This is a genomic window from Synechococcus sp. 60AY4M2 (assembly GCF_002760375.1).
Lineage (GTDB): Bacteria > Cyanobacteriota > Cyanobacteriia > Thermostichales > Thermostichaceae > Thermostichus.
The window spans coordinates 2167142-2187126 of the sequence record NZ_AUMZ01000001.1 but is presented as its reverse complement, the minus strand read 5'-3'; the positions used below and the strand labels follow the sequence as shown (position 1 = coordinate 2187126).

The 19985-nt window shown below is 57.5% G+C and carries 13 protein-coding genes and 2 pseudogenes; 6 read left to right on the top strand and 9 right to left on the bottom strand.

The window, feature by feature from the left end; all coding sequences use genetic code 11:
• Positions 1 to 7 precede the first annotated feature (7 nt).
• The gene (locus SYN60AY4M2_RS09645; protein ID WP_240527810.1) at positions 8 to 343 is read right to left on the bottom strand and encodes an SOS response-associated peptidase family protein; all 336 of its coding nucleotides are present in this window, start codon (positions 341 to 343) and stop codon (positions 8 to 10) included.
• Between the two features lie 100 nt (positions 344 to 443).
• A pseudogene (locus SYN60AY4M2_RS09640) lies at positions 444 to 578 on the bottom strand (IS200/IS605 family transposase); the annotation flags it as partial.
• A gap of 424 nt (positions 579 to 1002) precedes the next feature.
• Here SYN60AY4M2_RS09640 and hisA point away from each other — a divergent pair.
• Positions 1003 to 1788, top strand: coding sequence for a 1-(5-phosphoribosyl)-5-[(5-phosphoribosylamino)methylideneamino]imidazole-4-carboxamide isomerase (gene hisA / locus SYN60AY4M2_RS09630; RefSeq protein WP_011431306.1), 786 nt, complete (start codon positions 1003 to 1005; stop codon positions 1786 to 1788).
• A gap of 95 nt (positions 1789 to 1883) precedes the next feature.
• On the opposite strand, the pseudogene SYN60AY4M2_RS14785 reads toward hisA, so the two are convergent.
• Positions 1884 to 2067, bottom strand: a pseudogene (locus tag SYN60AY4M2_RS14785) (hypothetical protein); the annotation flags it as partial.
• Positions 2068 to 2202: 135 nt separating this feature from the next.
• Here SYN60AY4M2_RS14785 and SYN60AY4M2_RS09620 point away from each other — a divergent pair.
• Positions 2203 to 3393 (top strand): M20 family metallopeptidase, encoded by a 1191-nt coding sequence (locus SYN60AY4M2_RS09620; protein ID WP_011431307.1) that lies wholly within the window; start codon positions 2203 to 2205, stop codon positions 3391 to 3393.
• 143 nt (positions 3394 to 3536) lie between these two features.
• Here the strand turns inward: SYN60AY4M2_RS09620 and SYN60AY4M2_RS09615 are convergent, their stop codons facing one another.
• From SYN60AY4M2_RS09615 to SYN60AY4M2_RS09590, 6 genes are all read right to left on the bottom strand, one after another.
• A complete protein-coding gene (locus SYN60AY4M2_RS09615; RefSeq protein WP_228375336.1) occupies positions 3537 to 4160 on the bottom strand; it encodes a hypothetical protein in 624 nt (207 codons plus the stop codon).
• A gap of 163 nt (positions 4161 to 4323) precedes the next feature.
• Positions 4324 to 6048 carry an ATP-binding protein gene (locus tag SYN60AY4M2_RS09610; RefSeq protein ID WP_011431309.1) on the bottom strand — a complete coding sequence of 575 codons (1725 nt, stop codon included), beginning with the start codon at positions 6046 to 6048 and terminating at the stop codon, positions 4324 to 4326.
• Positions 6048 to 6641 (bottom strand): hypothetical protein, encoded by a 594-nt coding sequence (locus tag SYN60AY4M2_RS09605; RefSeq protein WP_099812803.1) that lies wholly within the window; start codon positions 6639 to 6641, stop codon positions 6048 to 6050. Before SYN60AY4M2_RS09605 ends, SYN60AY4M2_RS09610 begins: the two co-directional genes overlap by 1 nt.
• Positions 6638 to 7723, bottom strand: coding sequence for a DNA double-strand break repair nuclease NurA (locus SYN60AY4M2_RS09600; protein ID WP_228375337.1), 1086 nt, complete (start codon positions 7721 to 7723; stop codon positions 6638 to 6640). The genes SYN60AY4M2_RS09605 and SYN60AY4M2_RS09600 overlap by 4 nt, the downstream gene beginning before the upstream one ends.
• A 97-nt stretch (positions 7724 to 7820) precedes the next feature.
• The gene (locus tag SYN60AY4M2_RS09595) at positions 7821 to 11417 is read right to left on the bottom strand and encodes an AAA family ATPase (protein ID WP_099812802.1); all 3597 of its coding nucleotides are present in this window, start codon (positions 11415 to 11417) and stop codon (positions 7821 to 7823) included.
• 2 nt (positions 11418 to 11419) lie between these two features.
• A complete protein-coding gene (locus SYN60AY4M2_RS09590) occupies positions 11420 to 12688 on the bottom strand; it encodes a DNA repair exonuclease (protein ID WP_099812801.1) in 1269 nt (422 codons plus the stop codon).
• 410 nt (positions 12689 to 13098) lie between these two features.
• Here SYN60AY4M2_RS09590 and psaA point away from each other — a divergent pair, with 410 nt between their 5' ends.
• From psaA to SYN60AY4M2_RS09570, 4 genes are all read left to right on the top strand, one after another.
• Positions 13099 to 15366, top strand: a complete 2268-nt coding sequence (gene psaA, locus SYN60AY4M2_RS09585) for a photosystem I core protein PsaA (RefSeq protein WP_099812800.1) — start codon at positions 13099 to 13101, stop codon at positions 15364 to 15366.
• A 21-nt stretch (positions 15367 to 15387) separates the two neighbouring features.
• Positions 15388 to 17625: a photosystem I core protein PsaB gene (psaB, locus tag SYN60AY4M2_RS09580; protein WP_099812799.1), complete on the top strand. Its 2238-nt coding sequence runs from the start codon at positions 15388 to 15390 to the stop codon at positions 17623 to 17625.
• Positions 17626 to 17732: 107 nt separating this feature from the next.
• Positions 17733 to 18314, top strand: a complete 582-nt coding sequence (locus SYN60AY4M2_RS09575; protein ID WP_011431692.1) for a Uma2 family endonuclease — start codon at positions 17733 to 17735, stop codon at positions 18312 to 18314.
• Positions 18315 to 18395: 81 nt separating this feature from the next.
• Positions 18396 to 19952, top strand: coding sequence for an NAD(P)/FAD-dependent oxidoreductase (locus SYN60AY4M2_RS09570; protein WP_099812798.1), 1557 nt, complete (start codon positions 18396 to 18398; stop codon positions 19950 to 19952).
• Positions 19953 to 19985 lie beyond the last annotated feature (33 nt).

Genomic DNA, 19985 nt, shown 5'->3' with positions numbered 1-19985 from the left:
CAGAATGCTATCGCTGCATAGTTGAACAGTGATGTTCAGCAGTGTTCAGCGTAAATGTATCAGCACGACACGTGGGATCCTCGTGGCGCGGGTTGTTCACATGGGTGCTGACGGGGTAGGCGGCCATGGCCTCTGCCGGGTAGGGGCGGAGCAGGGGCAACAGCAGCTTGGGATCCCGCACCCGTGGATCCAGCGAGAGGTCGTAGTCGTTTTCCGTCAAAATGGCCGGCATCCGCTCGTGGAAAGGCTCCATCATGGCCGGCGTGTTGAGGATGGCGCAAGTTTCTATCTCCACCCCTTGTGGGCTGCGCCAGCGCTCCCAAATACCGGCAAAGGCAAACACAAGAGGATAGCTTGCTAGCCCCGCACTTGAGTGCGCGCCGGAAAAGCGCGCTAGCCACTTTAGTCGCTTACCCATGATGGGGGTCGTTGATATAGTTTCATAGCTCAAACAACCTCTTCCTGACTTCTCCTACCAACACCTTTTTCCTTCTCTTTGGCCAAAAAATAAGATAAACAACCGCTAGCCCCACACCATGGTTGTAGTGATTGTACCGTTGACTTCCCTCTCGCGCTATCGCTTACTTAGGTTGGAACAAAGAACAAAAACAAGAATGCGGTTTTAACCAAAACTTTGTTTTCATTCCAACAGGTCGGTTCAAGGAGCGTATTGCGCAATTATGTCGGCATTATGGCATGGAGTTTATTGAGGTAGAGGAGGCGTACAGCTCGCAGGCAAGCTTCCTAGATGGGGATGAGCTACCTAATTATGGCGAAAAACCCGACGGGTGGAGACCCTCTAGGCTGAGGCGAATGCTGCCGCCAACCTGCTTAAGAAAGTCAGCAGAACCTTGGGGCTTTGCCTTCAGGAACTGTCTAGAGGCGCTTTGACAACGCCGTTGCGGGTTCTTTTGTGGACTGCGTAAGCATCCCCCGCCTTTAGGCGGTGGGAGTGTCAATACTCAGGCGATACTGGAAAAGCTCTTCTCCAGGGATCCCATCATGCCTCACGCCAGTGCCTTTCTCGAGGTGATCCCCGCCATCGACCTTTTACAAGGCCGCGCCGTGCGTCTTTACCAAGGCGATTACGCCCAAGCCGAGCAGGTGGCCGCCGACCCCGTCCAGCAGGCAGAAATCTGGGCCACCCAAGGGGCGCCTCGCCTGCATGTGGTGGATCTGGACGGGGCCAAAAGCGGGGATCCGGTTAACCTGCCCATCATTGCAGACATTGTCCGCAAACTGGCCATCCCGGTACAGGTGGGGGGTGGGATCCGATCCCTGGAGCGGGCGCGGCAGTTGCTGGACTTGGGGGTGGAGCGGGTGATCGTCGGCACGGTGGCTGTAGAGGATCCCGCCCTGCTGGAGGCCATGACCCAGGCTTTGCCGGGACGCATCTGGGTGGGGATCGACGCCCGCCAAGGTCAGGTAGCCACCCGCGGCTGGCTGAGCACCACTCCCCTAGCCGCCACCGAGCTGGTGCAACGGGTCCAAGCCCAAGGGGCTGCCGGGATCATCTACACCGACATTGGCCGGGACGGCACCCTGGCCGGCCCCAACCTAGAGCAGTTGCGCCAGATCCTGGCTGTCTCCCGCCTGCCGGTTATCGCTTCCGGGGGGATTGGCTCGCTCACCGATTTGCTTGCCCTGCTGAGCTTGCCGGGTTTGGCCGGAGCCATTCTGGGCAAGGCCCTCTACTCAGGAGCTATCTCCCTGCCAGAGGCGTTGCGCGCCGTGGGGCCGGGCCGCTGGCAAGATCTGCCGCCAGAAACTGGATCCCGGTGGGCCTAGGGAGAAACAGCCCTGGCAAAACTTTTGCCATACTGGACGGAATCGACATGTAACTGATACATTTACGCTGAACACTGCTGAACATTACTGTTCAACTATGCAGCGATAGCATTCTGTTTGTTTCCAAACAGAATGGCGGTATCCCGCAAAGCTTTGAGTAGAATACCCAAAGCGCAGTTTCCGTGTCGTCTTACTACCAATTTTCTGCTTTGCTTTGGCTACCATGTTGGCAGACTCGAAAGTAAACAGAAAGATCAACTGGTAGTAATCCGTACTGAACATATTATACATTATTTTCAGTATAGTTGAGCTTATTATTGACTAGAGTCATGCTCTAAACAGCTTCTAGGAAACCAACCGGGAAGGAAGATCTTCCCCAGGCTGACTCTTGTCTAAGCGTTTTTTAGGATAGCCATGGAAGTTCCCGCCCTTCGCCCTGCCGTTCAAGCCTTACAGCCGGAGTTGGTGACCTGGCGCCGCCACCTGCACAAGTATCCAGAGCTGGGTTTCCAGGAGAAGCAAACCGCCGCCTACATCAGCCACCGCCTGAGAAGTTGGGGGATCCCGCACCAGACCGGCATCGCCCACACCGGCATTGTGGCCACCATCGCGGGAGAAGAGCCAGGGCCGGTTTTGGCGCTGCGGGCCGACATGGATGCCCTACCCATTCACGAGGCCAACGAGGTCGAATACCGTTCCGCCATCCCCAACGTTATGCACGCCTGCGGCCATGATGGCCACACGGCCATTGCCCTGGGCACCGCCAAGCTGCTGCAGCAGCACCGCCAAAGCCTCAGAGGCACCGTCAAAGTTATTTTCCAGCCTGCTGAAGAAGGCCCCGGCGGAGCCAAGCCAATGGTGGAAGCGGGGGTGCTGAAGAACCCAGATGTAGAAGCCATCCTCGGCTTACACCTGTGGAACAACCGACCTCTGGGCACCATTGGCGTCAAAAGCGGCCCCTCGATGGCCTTTGCCGATCGCTTTCAAATCGAGGTCATTGGGCGCGGTGGCCATGCCGCTCTTCCTCAGCAGACGGTGGACGCCATTGTGGTGGGATCCCACATTGTGAGCGCTTTGCAGACCATCGTCTCCCGCAACGTGGATCCGCTGCAGCCGGCGGTGGTGACGGTGGGCCGCTTCCGGGCCGGCGACACCTTCAATGTCATTGCTCCCCGGGCAGAAATTTGGGGCACCGTGCGCAGCTTTCAGCCGGAAGTGCGGGATTTGCTTGCAAGACGTATAGAAGAAATCGTGGCCGGCATTTGCCAAGCCTATGGGGCCACCTACGAGTTCCAGTACGAGCGGGGCTATCCGGCGGTTCACAATGACCCGGCCATGGCAGCCCTGGTAGAACAAGCCGCCCGCCAGCTGTTCGGTTCAGAAGCGGCGATTATTCCAGAGATGACCATGGGCGGCGAGGACGTCTCGTTTTTCCTCAACGAGGTGCCCGGCTGCTACTTTTTCCTGGGATCCGCCAACCCTGCCAAAGGGCTAGATTATCCCCATCACCATCCCCGCTTTGACTTTGACGAAGCTGCCCTCGGCATTGGGGTAGAGCTGTTCTTGCGCTGCATTGAAAACTACACTGGAAAGACTTTGGATTAAAGGGGGCACTTCCCAAAAAAGCTGTGACCATTTGAATAAGCCGTTCGCTACGTCAAATCCTAGCTCCCCTCTCCCTCAGGGAGAGGGGCTGGGGGTGAGGGATACCCTCTGGGAGAGGGGCCGGGGGTGAGGGGAGACTCCCTCTAGGGCCGAAGTAGGTCGGCGGATCCAGCGCCGGGAATCGGCAAGCGTTCCAGCGGTTTTGGGGTGGCAGGAGCGGGGACAGGATTCAAGTCGGCGGGAATGTACAGGGGCTTGGGATCGGGATCCCCGCCGAAGGCGAGCACAAGCTCCCGCAGCAGGGCCTGTCGCTGTTGCCGGCTCAGGGCTTGCACGGCTGCCTTGTCTTGGGCATAGGGGTTGACCGTCAGCCGCTCGGCACCGGGGTAGCGCTGGGCAACTATCGGCTCGTTGGCGTCCAGATAGTCTGCTAGCGTCAGTTGCCAGTCAAAGCGGTCGGTAGGAGAGCGACCGACCACCTGCAAGTGATAGACCATCATCCGCCGCACCAAGGTATCTTCCTCAGGCGCGGGGCCGCCGTCATTGGGGTTCACGGGGGTATAGGTGTTTTCCAGAGGCAGATCTGGCAAGGCCTCGTAGACCTGCCGCGCCGCCTCAGGGATCAGCCGCAACTGGGCATAGGCAGGGCCGGATCCCAGCAGGGCCACAGCGGCAATGCCCACCCAGCCTCGCCAAAGAGCTTGCTTTTTCACCACGACTTTCTTCTCCACCGGTAGCAAACCATCGCTCAAATTTTTGAGCGGCAACTCTTAGCTCTCCTGATTGGAAAGAGCTTGGGATCCCAGAGCAGTTGGGAAGCGTTGCAATCTAGACATGGACATGAACCATTCTAAGCTGCATAGATTTTTTTGGCTCAGCGTTTATAGACAGGATAGCCGGCTGCCAATTGACCCCAGCTTTTAACGATCTCTAGTCAATGCTCAATCCCTCGACCACCTGAGGCTGAGAACGTGGCCTGAGAGGGGCAGATTGGGCTACGCGATCCTGTCGTCGGTGGGGCTGAAAGTGATTTTGCCACAAGCCGAGGATATCAAGTGTTTCGCCACCATGCTGGGTGTAGCGCTGCCGTACTTTACACAGAACAGGGGTATTGACACACACGCCGGAGACAATCACCTGACCCTTGCTCAAAGCCGGCAATTCCTGTAACAAATCCCGTCCGGCAGCCTCAACACTGTGGCGCAGATTTTCTTGATCGGAAGGGTTGACAATTCGCATCAAAAATTGGCTCATGCATTGCGATAGAATGTCCGAGTCCAGCTTGCCGGGGCGTTGCGTGATTAGACCTACTCCTAAGCCAAACTTCCGCCCTTCGCTGAGAATGGTGCGCAACACCTGCTTGCAGCGGGAGGGCTCGTGGGCAGGGGCAAAGCGATGGGCCTCTTCCAACAAGATAAAAACAGGATAGGGCAGGTAATTTTCATCCCCCGGTTGGATCTTGCCTTTATGGGTGTTAATGCGGGCGTAATTGGCCTGGCGCAGGATGGCGGCGGCAATGACTTGCTGCTCTTCCTGGCTAATCTCGTGCATCTGCAAAATGGTTACCTGCCCTGGCTCAAACAAATCCTTGGGGGCCAGGTGTTCCACATTGCTAAAGTAGGGAGAGCGATCGATCTGCTCTAGCTTCCACTCCAAAGCAGCGGCTGAGGATCCCCGGGATCCGTCCTCTGCCGAATCTTCTTCGTTGACGGTGTCAATCAGATCCCGAATTGTCCAACGTAGTGGATTGAACTGGGTAACCTTGCGGAAAGCTTTCTCTAGGAAAGATTTCTGCCGGTCGGTGGTCTCTGGCAAGAGGGTAAGGATATCGAAAAAGTTGAGAGAAGACACGCGGATCTTGATTTCCTGTGGGGAGAGAACCTTAACCTTAGGGCGGTAGCCGTCTTCGCCCAAAAACTTGGGGTGGGACTGCATCTCTGCCAGTGTATGGTATTCCCCATGGGGATCAAAAATGAGAACAGCAGCCCGGTTTTTGGGCAACATCAGCTCTTCAATCAAGACCCCCGCCGTGTAGGATTTTCCGGATCCCGTCCCCGCCAAAATAGCCAGATGGGTGCTAACCATTTCCTTGACATCCAGCACCACGGGCACCGCTCCCTCGTCGCGCAACAACAGGCTGCCCAAGTGAGCGCCCCCAACGGCTGTTTCATCTCGTTTGTTCAAAATCGATTTCAGCAGACGATTGGAGGCCAAAAAGACTTTGGCACCGGGATCCGGAGGGCGACGGGGGTTAATAAAGCCCATGGCGCGGTGAAAATAGCCGATGACCTCGACGGTAACTGCGTAGATTTCCGGGTTGGGGTGGGTAAAGCCCACCAAAGCCACAATGGTGCTGGGATCGATCTCGGTGTCGGCAAAGATGCGATCGGGAATGTGATCCAAGAGCTGGACTTGCCTGATCTTGCCGAGAATTTTCAGGGTTTGGGACTGGGTATCCTGAACCTCATAGTAGACAAAATCGCCTACTCTTACAGCTTGGGTATTGGAGGTGATAAAAACATACTGGTTGGAGGTTTCACCGGGGCCCTTGACAGTGCCGATTACTTCTGGGGCCTCTTCATCGGAGGAGAAGACAGCTTTTGGATAGTGTCCATTGTCAAGAGACTGGGCGATCCCTACAGTTTTTTTGGTCATCAGCGCATCGCTCCTACGGTCATTTTCCAGGCCAGTTCTTTGCTTAGAATTTGCAGGGCCCGCCGTTGAGCCGGATCGGAAAACATGGGTATGATATCATTCAAGACTTGATAAACAAGGTGGTCGGCAAAGTTGCCGCCGCTGCTCAAGAGCAATCCATAATACGAAAATTGGGTTTGACCTTGGGGATCTTGGTGAAAACGTAGGATTTCTTCTTGGCTCATGCGAAAAACGGGCGTGTTCACAGGCACCACCACGCGCGGGATCCCTTGCCGGCCACAGCCCCGCTCTTCGTCCAAAGCTCCGATGAGAACCACCGAAAGCAGCGTGCGCACCTCGTTTTGTAAATCGGGGGAAAAATAGGGATCCGGCTGGCTGGAGAGGCGCGGGCCGGAGTTGGGAAAGAGCGGGTTTACAATTTGGGTGTTATAGACCAGACCTACAGCCCAGTGCCGTTGATCATTCTCCAGCTTAACAAAGCTGCCAAAGCCAAAGTCATCAGGAGAGGGAGGATTTTTGACTTCTAGGGCGTCATCCACCTGCACTACGTAGTCGCAGTGATTGTTGGAGCGAACCACCTTGCCCAATCTCATCGGACTCGCCTCCGCTGCAGTTTACTCACCGTTTTCCGAGATAACCTGAGGTTGAGCTTCTCGCGGCTTGCCCAATCTTGCATCAGGCGCAGGAAAAGGTTGCGATCCTCATTGCGAATAACGGCTATTTGATCGGCTGTCTCTAACACATAGGGATAGCCTCTACCAATGATGACCTCGCAGCGCACCAGATCCACGACCCAGTCCAAAAGTCCTGCCTCGTAAACCCAAACCGGTATCTCCAGCCGGGCCGGAAAGTTGTCGTTGGTGCGCAAATAAACAAATCCCACTCGCTCTCGCATTTCTTGGTAAGAGTTGAGGATCCCATCTTGAGGGTTAAGGCTGCCGCCGCGAGCACAGATAAAAAAAGGGGTGCGCTCCCCCCACTCCAGCCACGGGCTGAGGAGTTGGGCATCGTGAAGCTGAGGAGCTTCAGGAAGATCGAAGCAATGCCGCAGCAATGTCACCAGATCTGAGGTATAGGTAGTGTCGATGTAGGCCACAACAGGGATCTGGTTTTGCTCGCTGGCCCGCAGCACCTGGAGTAAACATTGTACGTAGAAATCTCGGCTTTCTGGCTCAAGGGCTTCCGCAAAGGTAGCCACCAGAGCCCCATCTAAAAAGGCCAACTTTCGGGATCCAGGCTGAGCTCCCCGGATATATTCCACCAGCTTTTCTGTTTCCATTTGGAAGCGACGCATGTTGACGACGCGCTCTTTGGGCTCGCCGCTGCTATCGGATCCCAAATCCTTTGGAGTCAGTACATCGACTTGAATATCTTTTTCGTACAGGCCTTGGGCACAGTGATGATTCTCATACCAGCCGATCTGCACCAAGGCCACCGGAATTGACAGATCCTTGCTGGGATAGATTTGGGATCCATCTACTGCAAAGGTGGAAATATTTTTAATAATCGACCTTGCCCATTCATCGCTTTCCTCATGGCTAGTCCATGCCTGTTCAAAAGGAACTGACCAACTGGAGTAAAGATCCCACTCTTGAGTAGGTAGAGCACCCGGAAAGTCCAAGGGCGCTATTTTTTCGGCAATCTCTGCGCTCGACCACTGGCACAATCTTTCCATGGCCTGCCGATATCCCTCTCTGCGCTCCGATAGCCCTTGATCAAAAGTGACGAAAGCCTCCCGCTTTTGCTGCAATACTGCCAGAACCCGGTCAGCTCTAAATACCATAGGTGGGATCCCTCCTCATCTGGCCAGAGCCAGCGTGCCTCTCCACCCGAATGATGTTCTCCGTTACTTGCTCAAAGGTATCGTCGTGGCTGATCACAAATAGCTGCTCAAAAGAGCGCAAATTGGTAATGGACTCGGCCAATCGCTGTCGGCGCTGGGCGTCCATGTTGGTGGTGGGCTCGTCGAAGAAGGCAATATCCAACTGTCCTAACACCTTGAGCAAGGCTAGGCGAACTGCCAGAGCTGCCGACATCTGCTCTCCTCCAGAAAGGCTGGCAAAACGTCGTTTGGGGCCGCCTCCCTCTTGAACGCGGATCTCGTAGTCGGCCTCCCAGGTGAGGGCAACATTGGGGCGGTTGAGGATTTCCCGGAAGAGGTGATCGGCAATGTTGTTGATCTGCTGTAGATAGTATTGGGTAATTTGAGGACCAGCCTTTTTGTAGGTATCTCGGCTAAACTTAATGAAGCGATGCAGACGCTCTTTCTCGATTCGTTGCGTCTCGACTTGTTTTAAGGTTTCTCTCACCCGCTCCAGTTGCTGTAACCTTTCCTGGATTTTCTGTAGTTGAGGGGCAAGGCTTTCCAGGCGAGCTTGAGCCTCGGCCTTTTGAATTTCGGTGGCCTGCAAAAGGGAGCGCAGACGTTGGTGCTCCTGAGGCTGATAGAGGGAAGCCAAAGGATCCCGCTGTGCCCGCAATTGGGACAGTTGGGTTTGCAATGCTTGCTGTTGCGCCTTCAGTTCACTGAGCTTCCGTTCTCGTTGGGGGAGCAGTTTGGCAATAGGCTCCAGACGTAGATATTGCTCGTGATCCGCTCGGTAGTGTTCGCGCTGTTCTTGCAGGGATCCCAGCTCTCGATCCAGGTGTTCGGTTTGCAGCAGCGCTTCCTCGAGGGGGCGGAGTGCTGCCTCCAAATCCTGGATTTGCTGTAGGCAACCTGCCTGCGTTTGCAGGTACTGTCTTTCCAGCTTGAGCTCCGCTTTCAGCCACTCAGCCCGGCTTCTCGGATCCCCCAGGGACTTCAAGGTTTCGGCGGCTTTTACAATTTGGGCTTGCAGGTAATCTTTGGATCCCTCTATTTTCTCCCAGCGATCAATTTGGGCTTGTTTTTCCTGCTTAGCTTGCTGGATCTGTTCTAGAGCCAACTGAGCTGTTTGCAGTTCATCTTTTCGTTGTGGCAAACTTTGGACAAGTGGTTGCATACGGATAACGGTTTCATAGCTGTTGCGATGGCAACTCTGCTCCTCCCGTAAAGCGGCAATTCTCTCGTCTAGATCGGCAAGGGGCTGAAGCTGCTGCTCTAGGGCTTGTATCTGTTGTTGAAGTTGCTGGATGCTGGCTACAACTTGCTGGTACTCTTGCTCAACTCTCGGCTTATTGTTGAGCTCCTTTTCCAGGCGCTGGATTTGCCCCCTGGGATCCCCCAGTGCCTGCAGCGCTTGGCCGATTTCCTGTTGTTGCCGAAGAAAGTCTGGCTCTGCCTCGAGGCTCCACTGAAGATCCTCAATTTTGCTCTGGCGTTCGTTTTGCCATTGCAGCAACTGTTGAATTTGAGCTTCTAACTCGGGAATCTGCGCCGTTAAGCCCAGCAGGGGCTGCAAAGTCTTGAGTTGCTCCTGGATATCAGCCAGTTGCTGGCGTAGCTGAGGCTCGCAAGTTTGGGGGGAAAGATCCTGTAGGATTTGTTGGATGGATTGCAGTAACTGTTGGCTGAGGGCTGAAGACTGGGCCAGAACTTGCGGGATCCGCTGCCATAGAGGTTGGAGTTGCGGATAACTCTGTTGGCAAGCGGCCAGCTCCTCCACAAGAGTTTGAATGCTGCGGTTGTGCTGGGCCAGTTGGTGAGAGCCCTGCTCGAAAAGGGCTTGGAGTTCCCGCTGAAATTGCCGCGCCGCGGCTAGGCGGCTGAGCTGAGTTTGCAGTCGCTCTTGTTGAGCCTCCAGGAGGGGAATCTTGGCTACGTGCTCTCGATCGGCCTGTCGCTGTCGAAGCTGCAGCCGCAACTGTTCCAACTGGGCCCGGCCCTGTTCCTGTTCTGTTTCTCTCTGTCTTAGCTCTAGGCGCAGGGCCTGAAAAGAGGCCAACTTCTGGCCAATTTGAGAGTACCGTTGTTCCAGGACGGTTTGCTTTTCGCAGAGCGTTTGCAGGTGTAGCTTTTCCTCCTCGATTTTCTGGAAGAGTTGGAGCTGCTGTCGATATTCAGATTCTCGCAGTTGGAGTTGGTGGAGCTGCTGCCGTAAAGTTTCCCGCTGAGCTGTCAAGGTCTGCCGTGTTCGTCGCAACGCCTCTTGCTCTGCCACCCAAGCCTCCAACTCCAGATAACGCCTGTAGGCCGATTCGTGCTGTTGACAGATGGCCTGCGCCTGTTCAGCCTCTTGGACGCGGCTTTGCAGCAGTTGACAGCGCCCGGCGTGGGCTGACCATTCTCCCTGAAGCTGCTCCCATTCGCGGTGCAGTTGGAGCAAGGTGTCGAGCTGCTGAGCCCAATGGCTTTGCCGGCGCTCTAGCTCCTCTTGGGCTTGAATTTGGGGAGCCAGCTCCTCTAGCTCCTGCTTGCAGCGCTGTTGTTGGCTGAGTTTTTCCTGCAGCCTCGCCAGTTGGTTTTCGAGGTTCTGCTTTTGCGAGAGCAGGGCCTCCCGCCGCTTCAGCCACTCCAGGCGCTGCTGCCGTTGCTTTTCCAGCTCCCGCAACCGATCTTCTATGGCCAAAAAGCGCTGAGATCCCTCTTGGTGGTGCTGTTGTTGTGCCTGCGCTCGCTGGGCCTCTGCCCACAGCTTTTCGGCTTGCTCAAGGGCTACTGCCAGCAGGGATCCCTCTTGCTCCAGTTGAGCAATTTGCCGGTCGAGCGTTTGGATTTGCTCAAGCAGCTTCTCCAGCCGCTCCAGCTCCAGCTTCACCTCGGCCAAGGTATGGGTATGGTGGCTTAAGCGCTCCTGCCAGTGGCTCAGTTCTTGCTCGATTCTCTGCTGCTCTACTTGCAGCGGATCCCAGTCTTGCATCTGTTGATGGAGCAGCTCAATTTGATGCTTGACGGCCAGAACTTGCGCCTCGCTGTATTTTTCAACTGCCAGCAGATCCTTTGCAACTTGCTGGTACTCTTCTACCTTCAAGATGCGGTCGAAAACTTCTTTCCGCTCCCGACTGGTTTTGAGAAAATCTGCTGTGAAAGTGCCCTGGGGCACCCCAATCGTTGTAGCAAAGAGCCGCGCCAAATCAGTACCGGCGGGCACACCCAAATGTTGCCTCAGCCACGCTAGCACATCTGCCTTGCGCTCGTAATCTAGGCGCTGCTTCAATTGCGGATCGAAGAGGCGATATCCCTGCCTGACACTGCGGCGAACGTCGTAGGTGCGCTGATCCCACTGGGAGATAAACTGGACAGTAGCCACCGCATCGCTGGCCCCTGTGCGGATGAGTTCTTCTTGGTTGTAGGGGCAGTAGTCAAACAAAACCCAGGCGATGGCCTCTAGAATGCTGGTTTTGCCTGCTCCATTTTCTCCACAAATGGCGTTGATACCGGGCTCAAACTCGAAGAAGGCGTCCTCATGAGACTTGAAGTTCTGCAGAGCCAAAGAGAGGATCCGCATGGTCAGTCTTCTTCCCCCAGAAAGGCGCCGCTCAGGTGAGCGTACACTTCCGCTTCGCCTTGCTCCTCTAAGATTTTCTCTTTGAGATCTAAGAGTAACCGTGCCAGCTCTTCGCTGCGCTTGCGGTAGTGGGCATGGCTGCTCAGCAGATCCCTGTAGATTTTCTCTTCAATTTGCAGCCTGCGCCCTTCTTCTTCGAGGGAAAGAGCAGCCGACCCGATCTCCAAAGTAGTGGCTTCGAAGCGGAAGAGAACCAGCAGGGCACCGGTAAGCTGCTGAATCTGCTGCTGCAGGGCGCGGCTATCCAACTCGTGCTTGGCAAAGCCCACCTGCCCCGCCAGCCGAAACTCCACCATTGGCGCTGGCCCACCTTCGGGAAGGTCGGATCCCTTGGCCAAGGCAATTGCGGCTGCAGCAATCTCTTCGGGCGTTTCCCGGCCCTTGGCCTCAAGAGAGATCCGTCGGTGAGGCCGCCGGTAGTAGTCCTGCACCAGCTCAGCCTGAGGCGGGCCCTCTCCCCAGCGGACGCGGTAGGCTCCCCGCGGAAAGTCCCACTCGGCAGTACTGTTAGCCTCCAGGGATCCCGGATTGAAGATCCAGCCTTCTTCTGTATAGCTTTTGTGGATATGTCCCAAGGCTAAATAGCCCACCCCTGCCTCCCGCAAAGGCAGCAGATCCCGGTAGCGCAAGGCGCCCTGGTAGCGAGCAATTTGGCCTTCCAGGCCGTGGTGGAACATGAGCACCACCCGCTCAGGGCCAGGGGGCAACCGGCGAATGGCCGCCGCCAACTGCTCAATCGACTTGGGGGCCGCCGACCCATACCACTGGGATCCGATCACCCGCACCCCACAGGGCAGATCCAGATAGCCCCCCCGCCCACCTGACCAGGGGCGCAGCTCTAAACCCTCCTCGCCTGCTTCCGGCTCCAGCAGGATCAGGTCGCCGTGATCGGCCAGGTAGCGCAGCCAACTGGTCTTGACACCGTAGGGGCGGCTGTCGTGGTTGCCCTCAATGGCCAAGACGGGGATCCCGGCCTGCTTCAGCTCCCGCAAGACAATCTGGGCTTGGTTGAGGACACCGGGCTGAATTTGCCGGTGCTCAAACAGATCCCCGGCAATGAGGACAAAATCCACCGGGTTCTGGATGGCATGGCGGCGCACCACATCCCGAAAGGCCAAAAAGAAATCTTTGCTCCGCTCCGGGCTGTTGTAGCGGTCGTAGCCCAGATGCACATCGGCCAGGTGCAAAAAGGTGCAGGTGGAAGTGGCCATCGCCCGAACCTGCCAGCAAATTGCCCACAGTTTAGCAGACAAACCTCAGTGCTCAACTAGATATAGGGATCCCTTCCCGGCCATTTGCGGCTTTGCTCGGGTTGCCACCCCTAGAGCTAGGCGCCGCCCCGCCGCGCTGCCTGTTGCCCAGTTCCAACCTTTCATGGGCACAGCTTGGGTTGGTGAAAGTTCGTTACATATATTTACATCTTTATTGGAGAAACGATTGCCAAGCAACCCTAACTCCGATAGGGCAAGGGATCCCTGGTTTAATTATTGTGAAGCGACGGGGGGGTTACAAAGGCTGACCTATAATGCCAGGTAAATCCCGCCTTGGGAGAGATCCCCGAGCTTCACGGCTGCAGACAGGCGGGAGCGCTTCGTTCCTTGTCGCAAGAGAGGAGTTCTTGATGACAACTACGCCAAAGGAGCGAGAGCCAAAGGTCAAGGTTTCGGTGGATATCGATCCGGTCCCCACCTCATTTGAGAAGTGGGCCAAGCCGGGGCACTTCGATCGCAGCCTGGCGCGTGGGCCCAAGACCACGACCTGGATCTGGAACCTCCATGCTCTTGCTCATGACTTCGACAGTCACACCAGCGACTTAGAAGACGTCTCTCGGAAGATCTTCTCCGCTCACTTCGGCCACCTGGCGGTGGTCTTTGTCTGGCTGAGCGGCATGTACTACCACGGAGCTCAGTTCTCCAACTATTCTGCTTGGCTGGCGGATCCGATTAACATCAAGCCCAGCGCCCAAGTGGTCTGGCCCATCTTCGGCCAGGAGATCCTCAACGGCGATGTGGGCGGCGGCTTTGAAGGGATCCGCATCACGTCGGGTCTATTCCACCTCTGGCGAGCTGCCGGCATCACCAATGAGTTTCAACTCCTCTGCACCGCTATCGGCGGTCTGGTGATGGCTGGCCTCTGCCTGTTCGCCGGCTGGTTCCACTACCACAAGCGGGCTCCCAAGCTGGAGTGGTTCCAAAACGTGGAGTCGATGCTTAACCACCACCTGGCGGGCCTGCTGGGGCTGGGCTCGCTGGCCTGGGCCGGTCACCAAATCCACGTGGCCATCCCCATCAACAAGATGTTGGATGCGGGCGTGCCGGCGGCTCAGATCCCTCTGCCCCACGAGTTCATCCTCAAGCCGGCCCTGATGAAGGAGATGTTCCCCAGCGTGGATTGGGGCCTCTTCAGCGGGGTGGTGCCTTTCTTTACGTTGGACTGGGGCAAGTACGCGGAGTTCCTCACCTTCAAGGGTGGCCTGGATCCGCAAACGGGCGCCCTCTGGCTGACGGATCAGGCCCACCACCACCTGGCCATTGCCGTGCTCTTTATCGTGGCCGGCCACATGTACCGCACCAACTGGAGCATCGGCCACTCCATCAAAGAGATCCTGGAAGCCCACAAGGGCCCCTTCACCGGCGAGGGCCACAAGGGTCTCTACGAAGTGCTGACCAGCTCCTGGCACGCCCAACTGGCCATTAACTTGGCCATGGTGGGATCCCTGAGCATCATCGTGGCGCAGCACATGTACGCCATGAACCCCTACCCCTACATGGGCATCGACTACGCCACCCAGATCTCCCTCTTTACCCACCACATGTGGATAGGCGGCATCTTCATCGTTGGCGGCGCTGCCCACGGGGCCATCTACATGGTTCGCGACTATGACCCGGCGGTGAACCGCAACAACGTCTTGGATCGGGTGATCCGCCACCGCGACGCCATCATCAGCCACCTGAACTGGGTGTGCCTGTTCCTGGGCTTCCACGCCTTCGGCTTCTACGTCCACAACGACACGATGCAGGCGCTGGGCCGTCCGCAGGACATGTTCTCGGACACCGGCATCCAACTGCAGCCCATCTTTGCCCAGTGGATTCAATCCCTGCACACTAAGGCCATCGCCAGCACCGCTCCCTATGTGGGCGCTTCGGTCAGCCCCATCTTCGGCGGCGACGTGGTGGCTGTGGGCGGCAAGGTGTCGATGATGCCGATGGTGTTGGGCACGGCGGACTTCATGGTGCACCACATCCACGCCATGACCATCCACATCACCGTGCTGATCCTGCTCAAGGGGGTGCTGTTTGCCCGCTCTTCCCGCCTGATCCCCGATAAGGCCAAGCTGGGCTTCCGCTTCCCCTGCGATGGCCCGGGCCGCGGCGGCACCTGCCAGGTCTCCGGCTGGGATCACGTGTTCCTGGGGCTGTTCTGGATGTACAACGCCATCTCGATTGTGATCTTCCACTTCAGCTGGAAGATGCAGAGCGACATCTGGGGCACCGTCAACCCCGATGGCACGATCGAGCACATCACGGGCGGCAACTTCGCAACCAGCGCCATCAACATCAACGGCTGGCTGCGGGACTTCCTGTGGGCGCAATCGGTGCAGGTGATCAACTCCTACGGCTCGGAGCTGTCGGCCTATGGGTTGCTCTTCCTGGGTGCCCACTTCGTCTGGGCCTTCAGCTTGATGTTCCTGTTCAGCGGCCGTGGCTACTGGCAGGAGCTCATTGAGTCCATCGTCTGGGCCCATAACAAACTGAAAGTCGCTCCGGCCATCCAACCCCGCGCCCTGAGCATCATCCAGGGTCGGGCGGTCGGTGTGGCCCACTACCTGCTGGGCGGGATCGTCACCACGTGGGCGTTCTTCCTGGCACGGTTTGCCGCACTCGGCTAAGGCAAGGAGGAAGAGAAAACCATGGCAACTACTGCAACTCGTTTTCCCCAATTCAGCCAAGACCTGGCCAGCGATCCCACCACTCGGCGTCTGTGGTACGGCATTGCCACCGCCCACGACTTCGAGACCCACGATGGCATGACGGAGGAGCGGCTTTACCAAAAGCTGTTTGCCACCCACTTTGGCCATCTGGCGATCATCTTCCTGTGGGCTTCTGGCAACGTCTTTCACATCGCCTGGCAAGGCAACTATGAACAATGGGTGGCCAACCCCACGGGGGTTACCCCCATCGCCCACGCCATCTGGGATCCCCAGTTCGGCAAGGCGGCGGTGGAGGCCTTTACCCAACCTGGAGGCGGCGGCCCTGTCAACGCGGCTTACTCCGGCCTCTACTACTGGTTCAACACCATCGGCCTGCGCACCAACGGCGATCTCTACGCCGGCGCCATCGGCCTGTTGTTGTTGGCGGCGGTGTTCTTGTTTGCCGGCTGGCTGCACCTGCAGCCCCGCTTCCGCCCCAGCCTGAGCTGGTTTAAGAACGCCGAGGCCCGCCTCAACCACCACCTGGCCGGCCTGTTTGGTGTCAGCTCCTTGGCCTGGGCAGGCCACCTGGTGCACGTGGCCATCCCCGAGTCGCGCGGACAGCACGTGGGCTGGGACAACTTCCTCACCACGCTGCCCCATCCGGCGGGCCTAAAGCCCTTCTTTACCCTAAACTGGGGGGCCTATGCCCAGAACCCGGATACGGCCAACCACGTCTGGGGCACGGCAGAAGGGGCGGGCACGGCCATCCTCACCTTCTTGGGCGGCTTCAACCCCAACACCCAGTCCCTGTGGCTGACGGACATGGCCCACCACCACCTGGCCATTGCCGTGATCTTCATCGTGGCTGGGCACATGTACCGCACCAACTGGGGCATCGGCCACAGCATCCGCGAGATCCTGGGCGCCCACAACCCGCCGAAGGGCACCCCCTTCGGGGGCCTGCTGGGCGAAGGGCACAGGGGCCTCTACGACACGGTCAACAACTCCCTGCACTTCCAGTTGGCGTTGGCGCTGGCCTGCTTGGGAGTGGTGACCTCGCTGGTGGCGCAGCACATGTACGCCCTCAACCCCTACGTGTTCATGTCGATGGATCACACCACGGAGGCGGCTCTCTACACCCATCACCAGTACATTGCTGGCTTCTTGATGGTGGGGGCGTTTGCCCACGGGGCCATCTTCCTGGTGCGGGACTACGATCCGGAGGCCAACAAGAACAACGTGCTGGCGCGGGTGCTGGATCACAAGGAGGCGATCATCTCCCACCTGAGCTGGGTATCGCTGTTCTTGGGCTTCCACACGCTGGGGCTGTACGTCCACAACGACGTCATGCAGGCCTTCGGCACGCCGGAGAAGCAGATCCTGATTGAGCCGGTGTTTGCCCAGTTCATACAAGCCTCCCACGGCAAGATGATCTACGGCATGGACGTGTTGTTGTCCAACCCGGATAGCATCGCCTCTACGGCTTGGCCCAACTACGGCAACGTGTGGCTGCCTGGCTGGCTGCAAGCCATCAACGATCCCAATGGGTTCCTCTTCCTGCCCATTGGCCCCGGCGACTTCCTGGTGCACCACGCCATTGCCCTGGGCCTGCACACCACCACGTTGATCCTGGTCAAAGGGGCGTTGGATGCCCGTGGCTCCAAGCTGATGCCGGACAAAAAAGACTTCGGCTACAGCTTCCCCTGCGACGGGCCGGGGCGGGGCGGCACCTGCGACATCTCCGCCTGGGATGCCTTCTACCTGGCCATGTTCTGGATGCTGAACACCATCGGCTGGGTGACCTTCTACTGGCACTGGAAGCACCTGGGGATCTGGAGCGGCAACACCGCCCAGTTCAACGAGAACTCCACCTACCTGATGGGCTGGCTGCGGGACTACCTCTGGGCCAACTCTGCCCAGTTGATCAACGGCTACAACCCTTACGGGATGAATAACCTGGCGGTTTGGGCCTGGATGTTCCTGTTTGGCCACCTGGTCTGGGCGACAGGGTTCATGTTCCTCATCTCCTGGCGCGGCTACTGGCAAGAGCTGATCGAGACGCTGGTGTGGGCGCACGAGCGCACCCCCTTGGCCAACTTGATCCGCTGGAAGGACAAGCCGGTAGCTCTGTCGATTGTTCAAGGTCGTCTGGTCGGCCTGGCTCACTTCACGGTGGGGTATGTGCTGACCTATGCGGCCTTTGTGATCGCCTCGACAGCCTCTCAGTCGGGGTAGCCAGCCCATAACCTGCTGAATAGGGATCCCTTGGCTTGTCCAGGGATCCCTTTTTTGTGAGTTGGTAGAGTGGTGATATGAAGTTTAGGGTCTGATGAGTTTGGTCGATGACTCTAGCTGCCCGATTGGATCCCTATATCAGGCGATATACCTTTGAGGAGTTTCATCGACTGATTGAGTCTGGACAGATTGAAGAGCCCAATCAGTTGGAGCTGATTGACGGGCTCCTGGTTCAAAAGATGACGAAAGGGGAGAGGCACGCCGCCTACTGTAGCCGCCTGTACCGACTGTTGGTGGGCCTTGTGCAGGAGCAAGCTATTGTGCGCACCCAGGATCCGGTGCAACTGCCCCCCAATCACGAGCCGGAGCCCGACTTTGCCATTGTGCGCTTTCAGCAGGATGAGTACCGCTCTCGGCATCCTCAGCCCGAAGACATCTATCTCATCATCGAAGTGGCTGATTCTTCCCTTACCTATGATCGGGAAGTCAAACTCGGACTCTACGCCAAAGCCGGGATCCCCAACTACTGGATCTTGAACTTGCAGGAGAACTGCCTAGAGACGTACAGCTTGCCAACAGGGTCGGGAGTTTACCAGAAAAGAGAGGCTTACACCCCCGAGGAGAAAGTTGGGATCCCAGGGATCCGGGCTGGAGAGTTGAGTCTGGATCAGGTTTTTTCCATCGGTTAAGGCAGGGATCCCTTGCCGGCAGATCGAGTCTTGGCTGGCAGGAGTATTGTGGGTGGAGAAGCGTTTGCAGAAGGATTGTTGATGAGCTACGACGCGGTGGTGATTGGGGCCGGGCACAACGGGCTGGTGAGCGCTTGCTATTTGGCCAAGGCCGGGCAAAAAGTGCTGGTGCTGGAGCGCTATCACACCGTTGGTGGTGCTGCCATTACGGAAGAAATTCACCCAGGCTTTCGCGTGTCGGTGGCTTCCTATTCCTGTAGTTTGCTGCGCCCGGAGATCATCCGCGATCTGCGCCTGCCGGACTATGGCTTTGAGGTCTACGCCAAGCAACCTTCCTACTTCATGCCCTTCCCGGATGGGCAGCACCTCTTTCTGTATGCCGATAACCGTGCCAAGAGCAAGGCGGAAATTGCCAAGTTTTCTCGCAAAGATGCGGAAGCCTACGACCGCTGGGAGGAGTTTTGGGATCGGGTGAACGAGGTGGTGGAGCCAACCTTAATGCAGCCGCCGATTTCACTGGGGCAACTGGCGGATCGCTTTGCAGCTGCTGGCTATGAAGACGATTTCCGCCGCATCATGCTCCTCTCGACCACTGATCTCCTGGATGAGTTCTTCGAGTCGGAGCAAGTCAAGGCGGCGATGGCTCCCCAATCTTTGATTGGCACCTCTGCCGGGCCGATGACTCCGGGTACGCCCTACATTTGGCTAGTCCATGCGGTAGGTCGCGCCATTGGCTCGCGTGGGGTCTGGGGCTATGTGCGCGGTGGGATGGGATCCATTACCCAAGCGATGGCCAAGGCAGCTCTGGACTTAGGGGTGGAGATCCGCACTTCTGCTCCAGTGGCGGAGATCTTGATGGAGAGTGGGCAGGCCGCTGGGGTTATCCTCGAATCGGGGGAAACCGTGCGGGCGCGGGCGGTTCTCTCCAATGCCCATCCCCAGATCACCTTTTTGCGGCTCTGCTCCTCTTTGCCCCCAGACTTGCGTGACCGGCTAGAACGGCACTACCGCACCTCAGGCCCGGTGTACAAGCTCAACTTGGCCCTGGAGGAACTGCCCCGCTACACGGCGGCCCCTGCTGAAGTACCCCCAGAAGTGGTCAGTTCCGCCACGGTAGACATTGCTCCCTCGGTGGCCTATCTGGAGCGGGCTTGGGATGATTGCAAATACGGGATCCCTTCCCGGGATCCGTTTATCGAGATCTACAGCCAATCCCCCACCGACCCGACAATGGCTCCCCCAGGCAAGCACATCCTCTCCTGTTTCTGTCAGTTTGTGCCTTACCAACCCAAAGGGCGAGACTGGAACGATGGCCTGCGGGAAGAATTTGCCGATCGGGTAATCGACAAAATTGCCCAATTTGCCCCCAACATTAAAAACGCCGTGATCGCGCGGCAGATGTTGTCGCCTGTGGATCTGGAAGCCCGCTTTGGCCTTGTGGGGGGCAGCATTTTTCACGGGGAAATGACGCCGGATCAAAGCTACAACCTGCGGCCCATCTCCGGCCTGGCCGACTATCGATCCCCCATTCCCGGCCTTTACCTCTGCGGCTCAGGGGCCCACCCAGGAGGCGGAGTGACCGGGATCCCTGGCCACAACTGCGCACAGGTGGTGCTCAGCGATCTACCCAAGCTCTGACCGACGAAAAGGCCAAGCCAGAGCGGATCCCTG

Bases quoted from the DNA above. Each gene is read 5' to 3' on its own strand.
- hisA (WP_011431306.1), top strand. From the start codon at position 1,003: ATGCCTCACGCCAGTGCCTTTCTCGAGGTGATCCCCGCCATCGACCTT.
- SYN60AY4M2_RS09620 (WP_011431307.1), top strand. From the start codon at position 2,203: ATGGAAGTTCCCGCCCTTCGCCCTGCCGTTCAAGCCTTACAGCCGGAG.
- SYN60AY4M2_RS09610 (WP_011431309.1), bottom strand. From the start codon at position 6,048: ATGACCAAAAAAACTGTAGGGATCGCCCAGTCTCTTGACAATGGACAC.
- SYN60AY4M2_RS09605 (WP_099812803.1), bottom strand. From the start codon at position 6,641: ATGAGATTGGGCAAGGTGGTTCGCTCCAACAATCACTGCGACTACGTA.
- SYN60AY4M2_RS09600 (WP_228375337.1), bottom strand. From the start codon at position 7,723: ATGGAAAGATTGTGCCAGTGGTCGAGCGCAGAGATTGCCGAAAAAATA.
- SYN60AY4M2_RS09595 (WP_099812802.1), bottom strand. From the start codon at position 11,417: ATGCGGATCCTCTCTTTGGCTCTGCAGAACTTCAAGTCTCATGAGGAC.
- SYN60AY4M2_RS09590 (WP_099812801.1), bottom strand. From the start codon at position 12,688: ATGGCCACTTCCACCTGCACCTTTTTGCACCTGGCCGATGTGCATCTG.
- psaA (WP_099812800.1), top strand. From the start codon at position 13,099: ATGACAACTACGCCAAAGGAGCGAGAGCCAAAGGTCAAGGTTTCGGTG.
- psaB (WP_099812799.1), top strand. From the start codon at position 15,388: ATGGCAACTACTGCAACTCGTTTTCCCCAATTCAGCCAAGACCTGGCC.
- SYN60AY4M2_RS09575 (WP_011431692.1), top strand. From the start codon at position 17,733: ATGACTCTAGCTGCCCGATTGGATCCCTATATCAGGCGATATACCTTT.
- SYN60AY4M2_RS09570 (WP_099812798.1), top strand. From the start codon at position 18,396: ATGAGCTACGACGCGGTGGTGATTGGGGCCGGGCACAACGGGCTGGTG.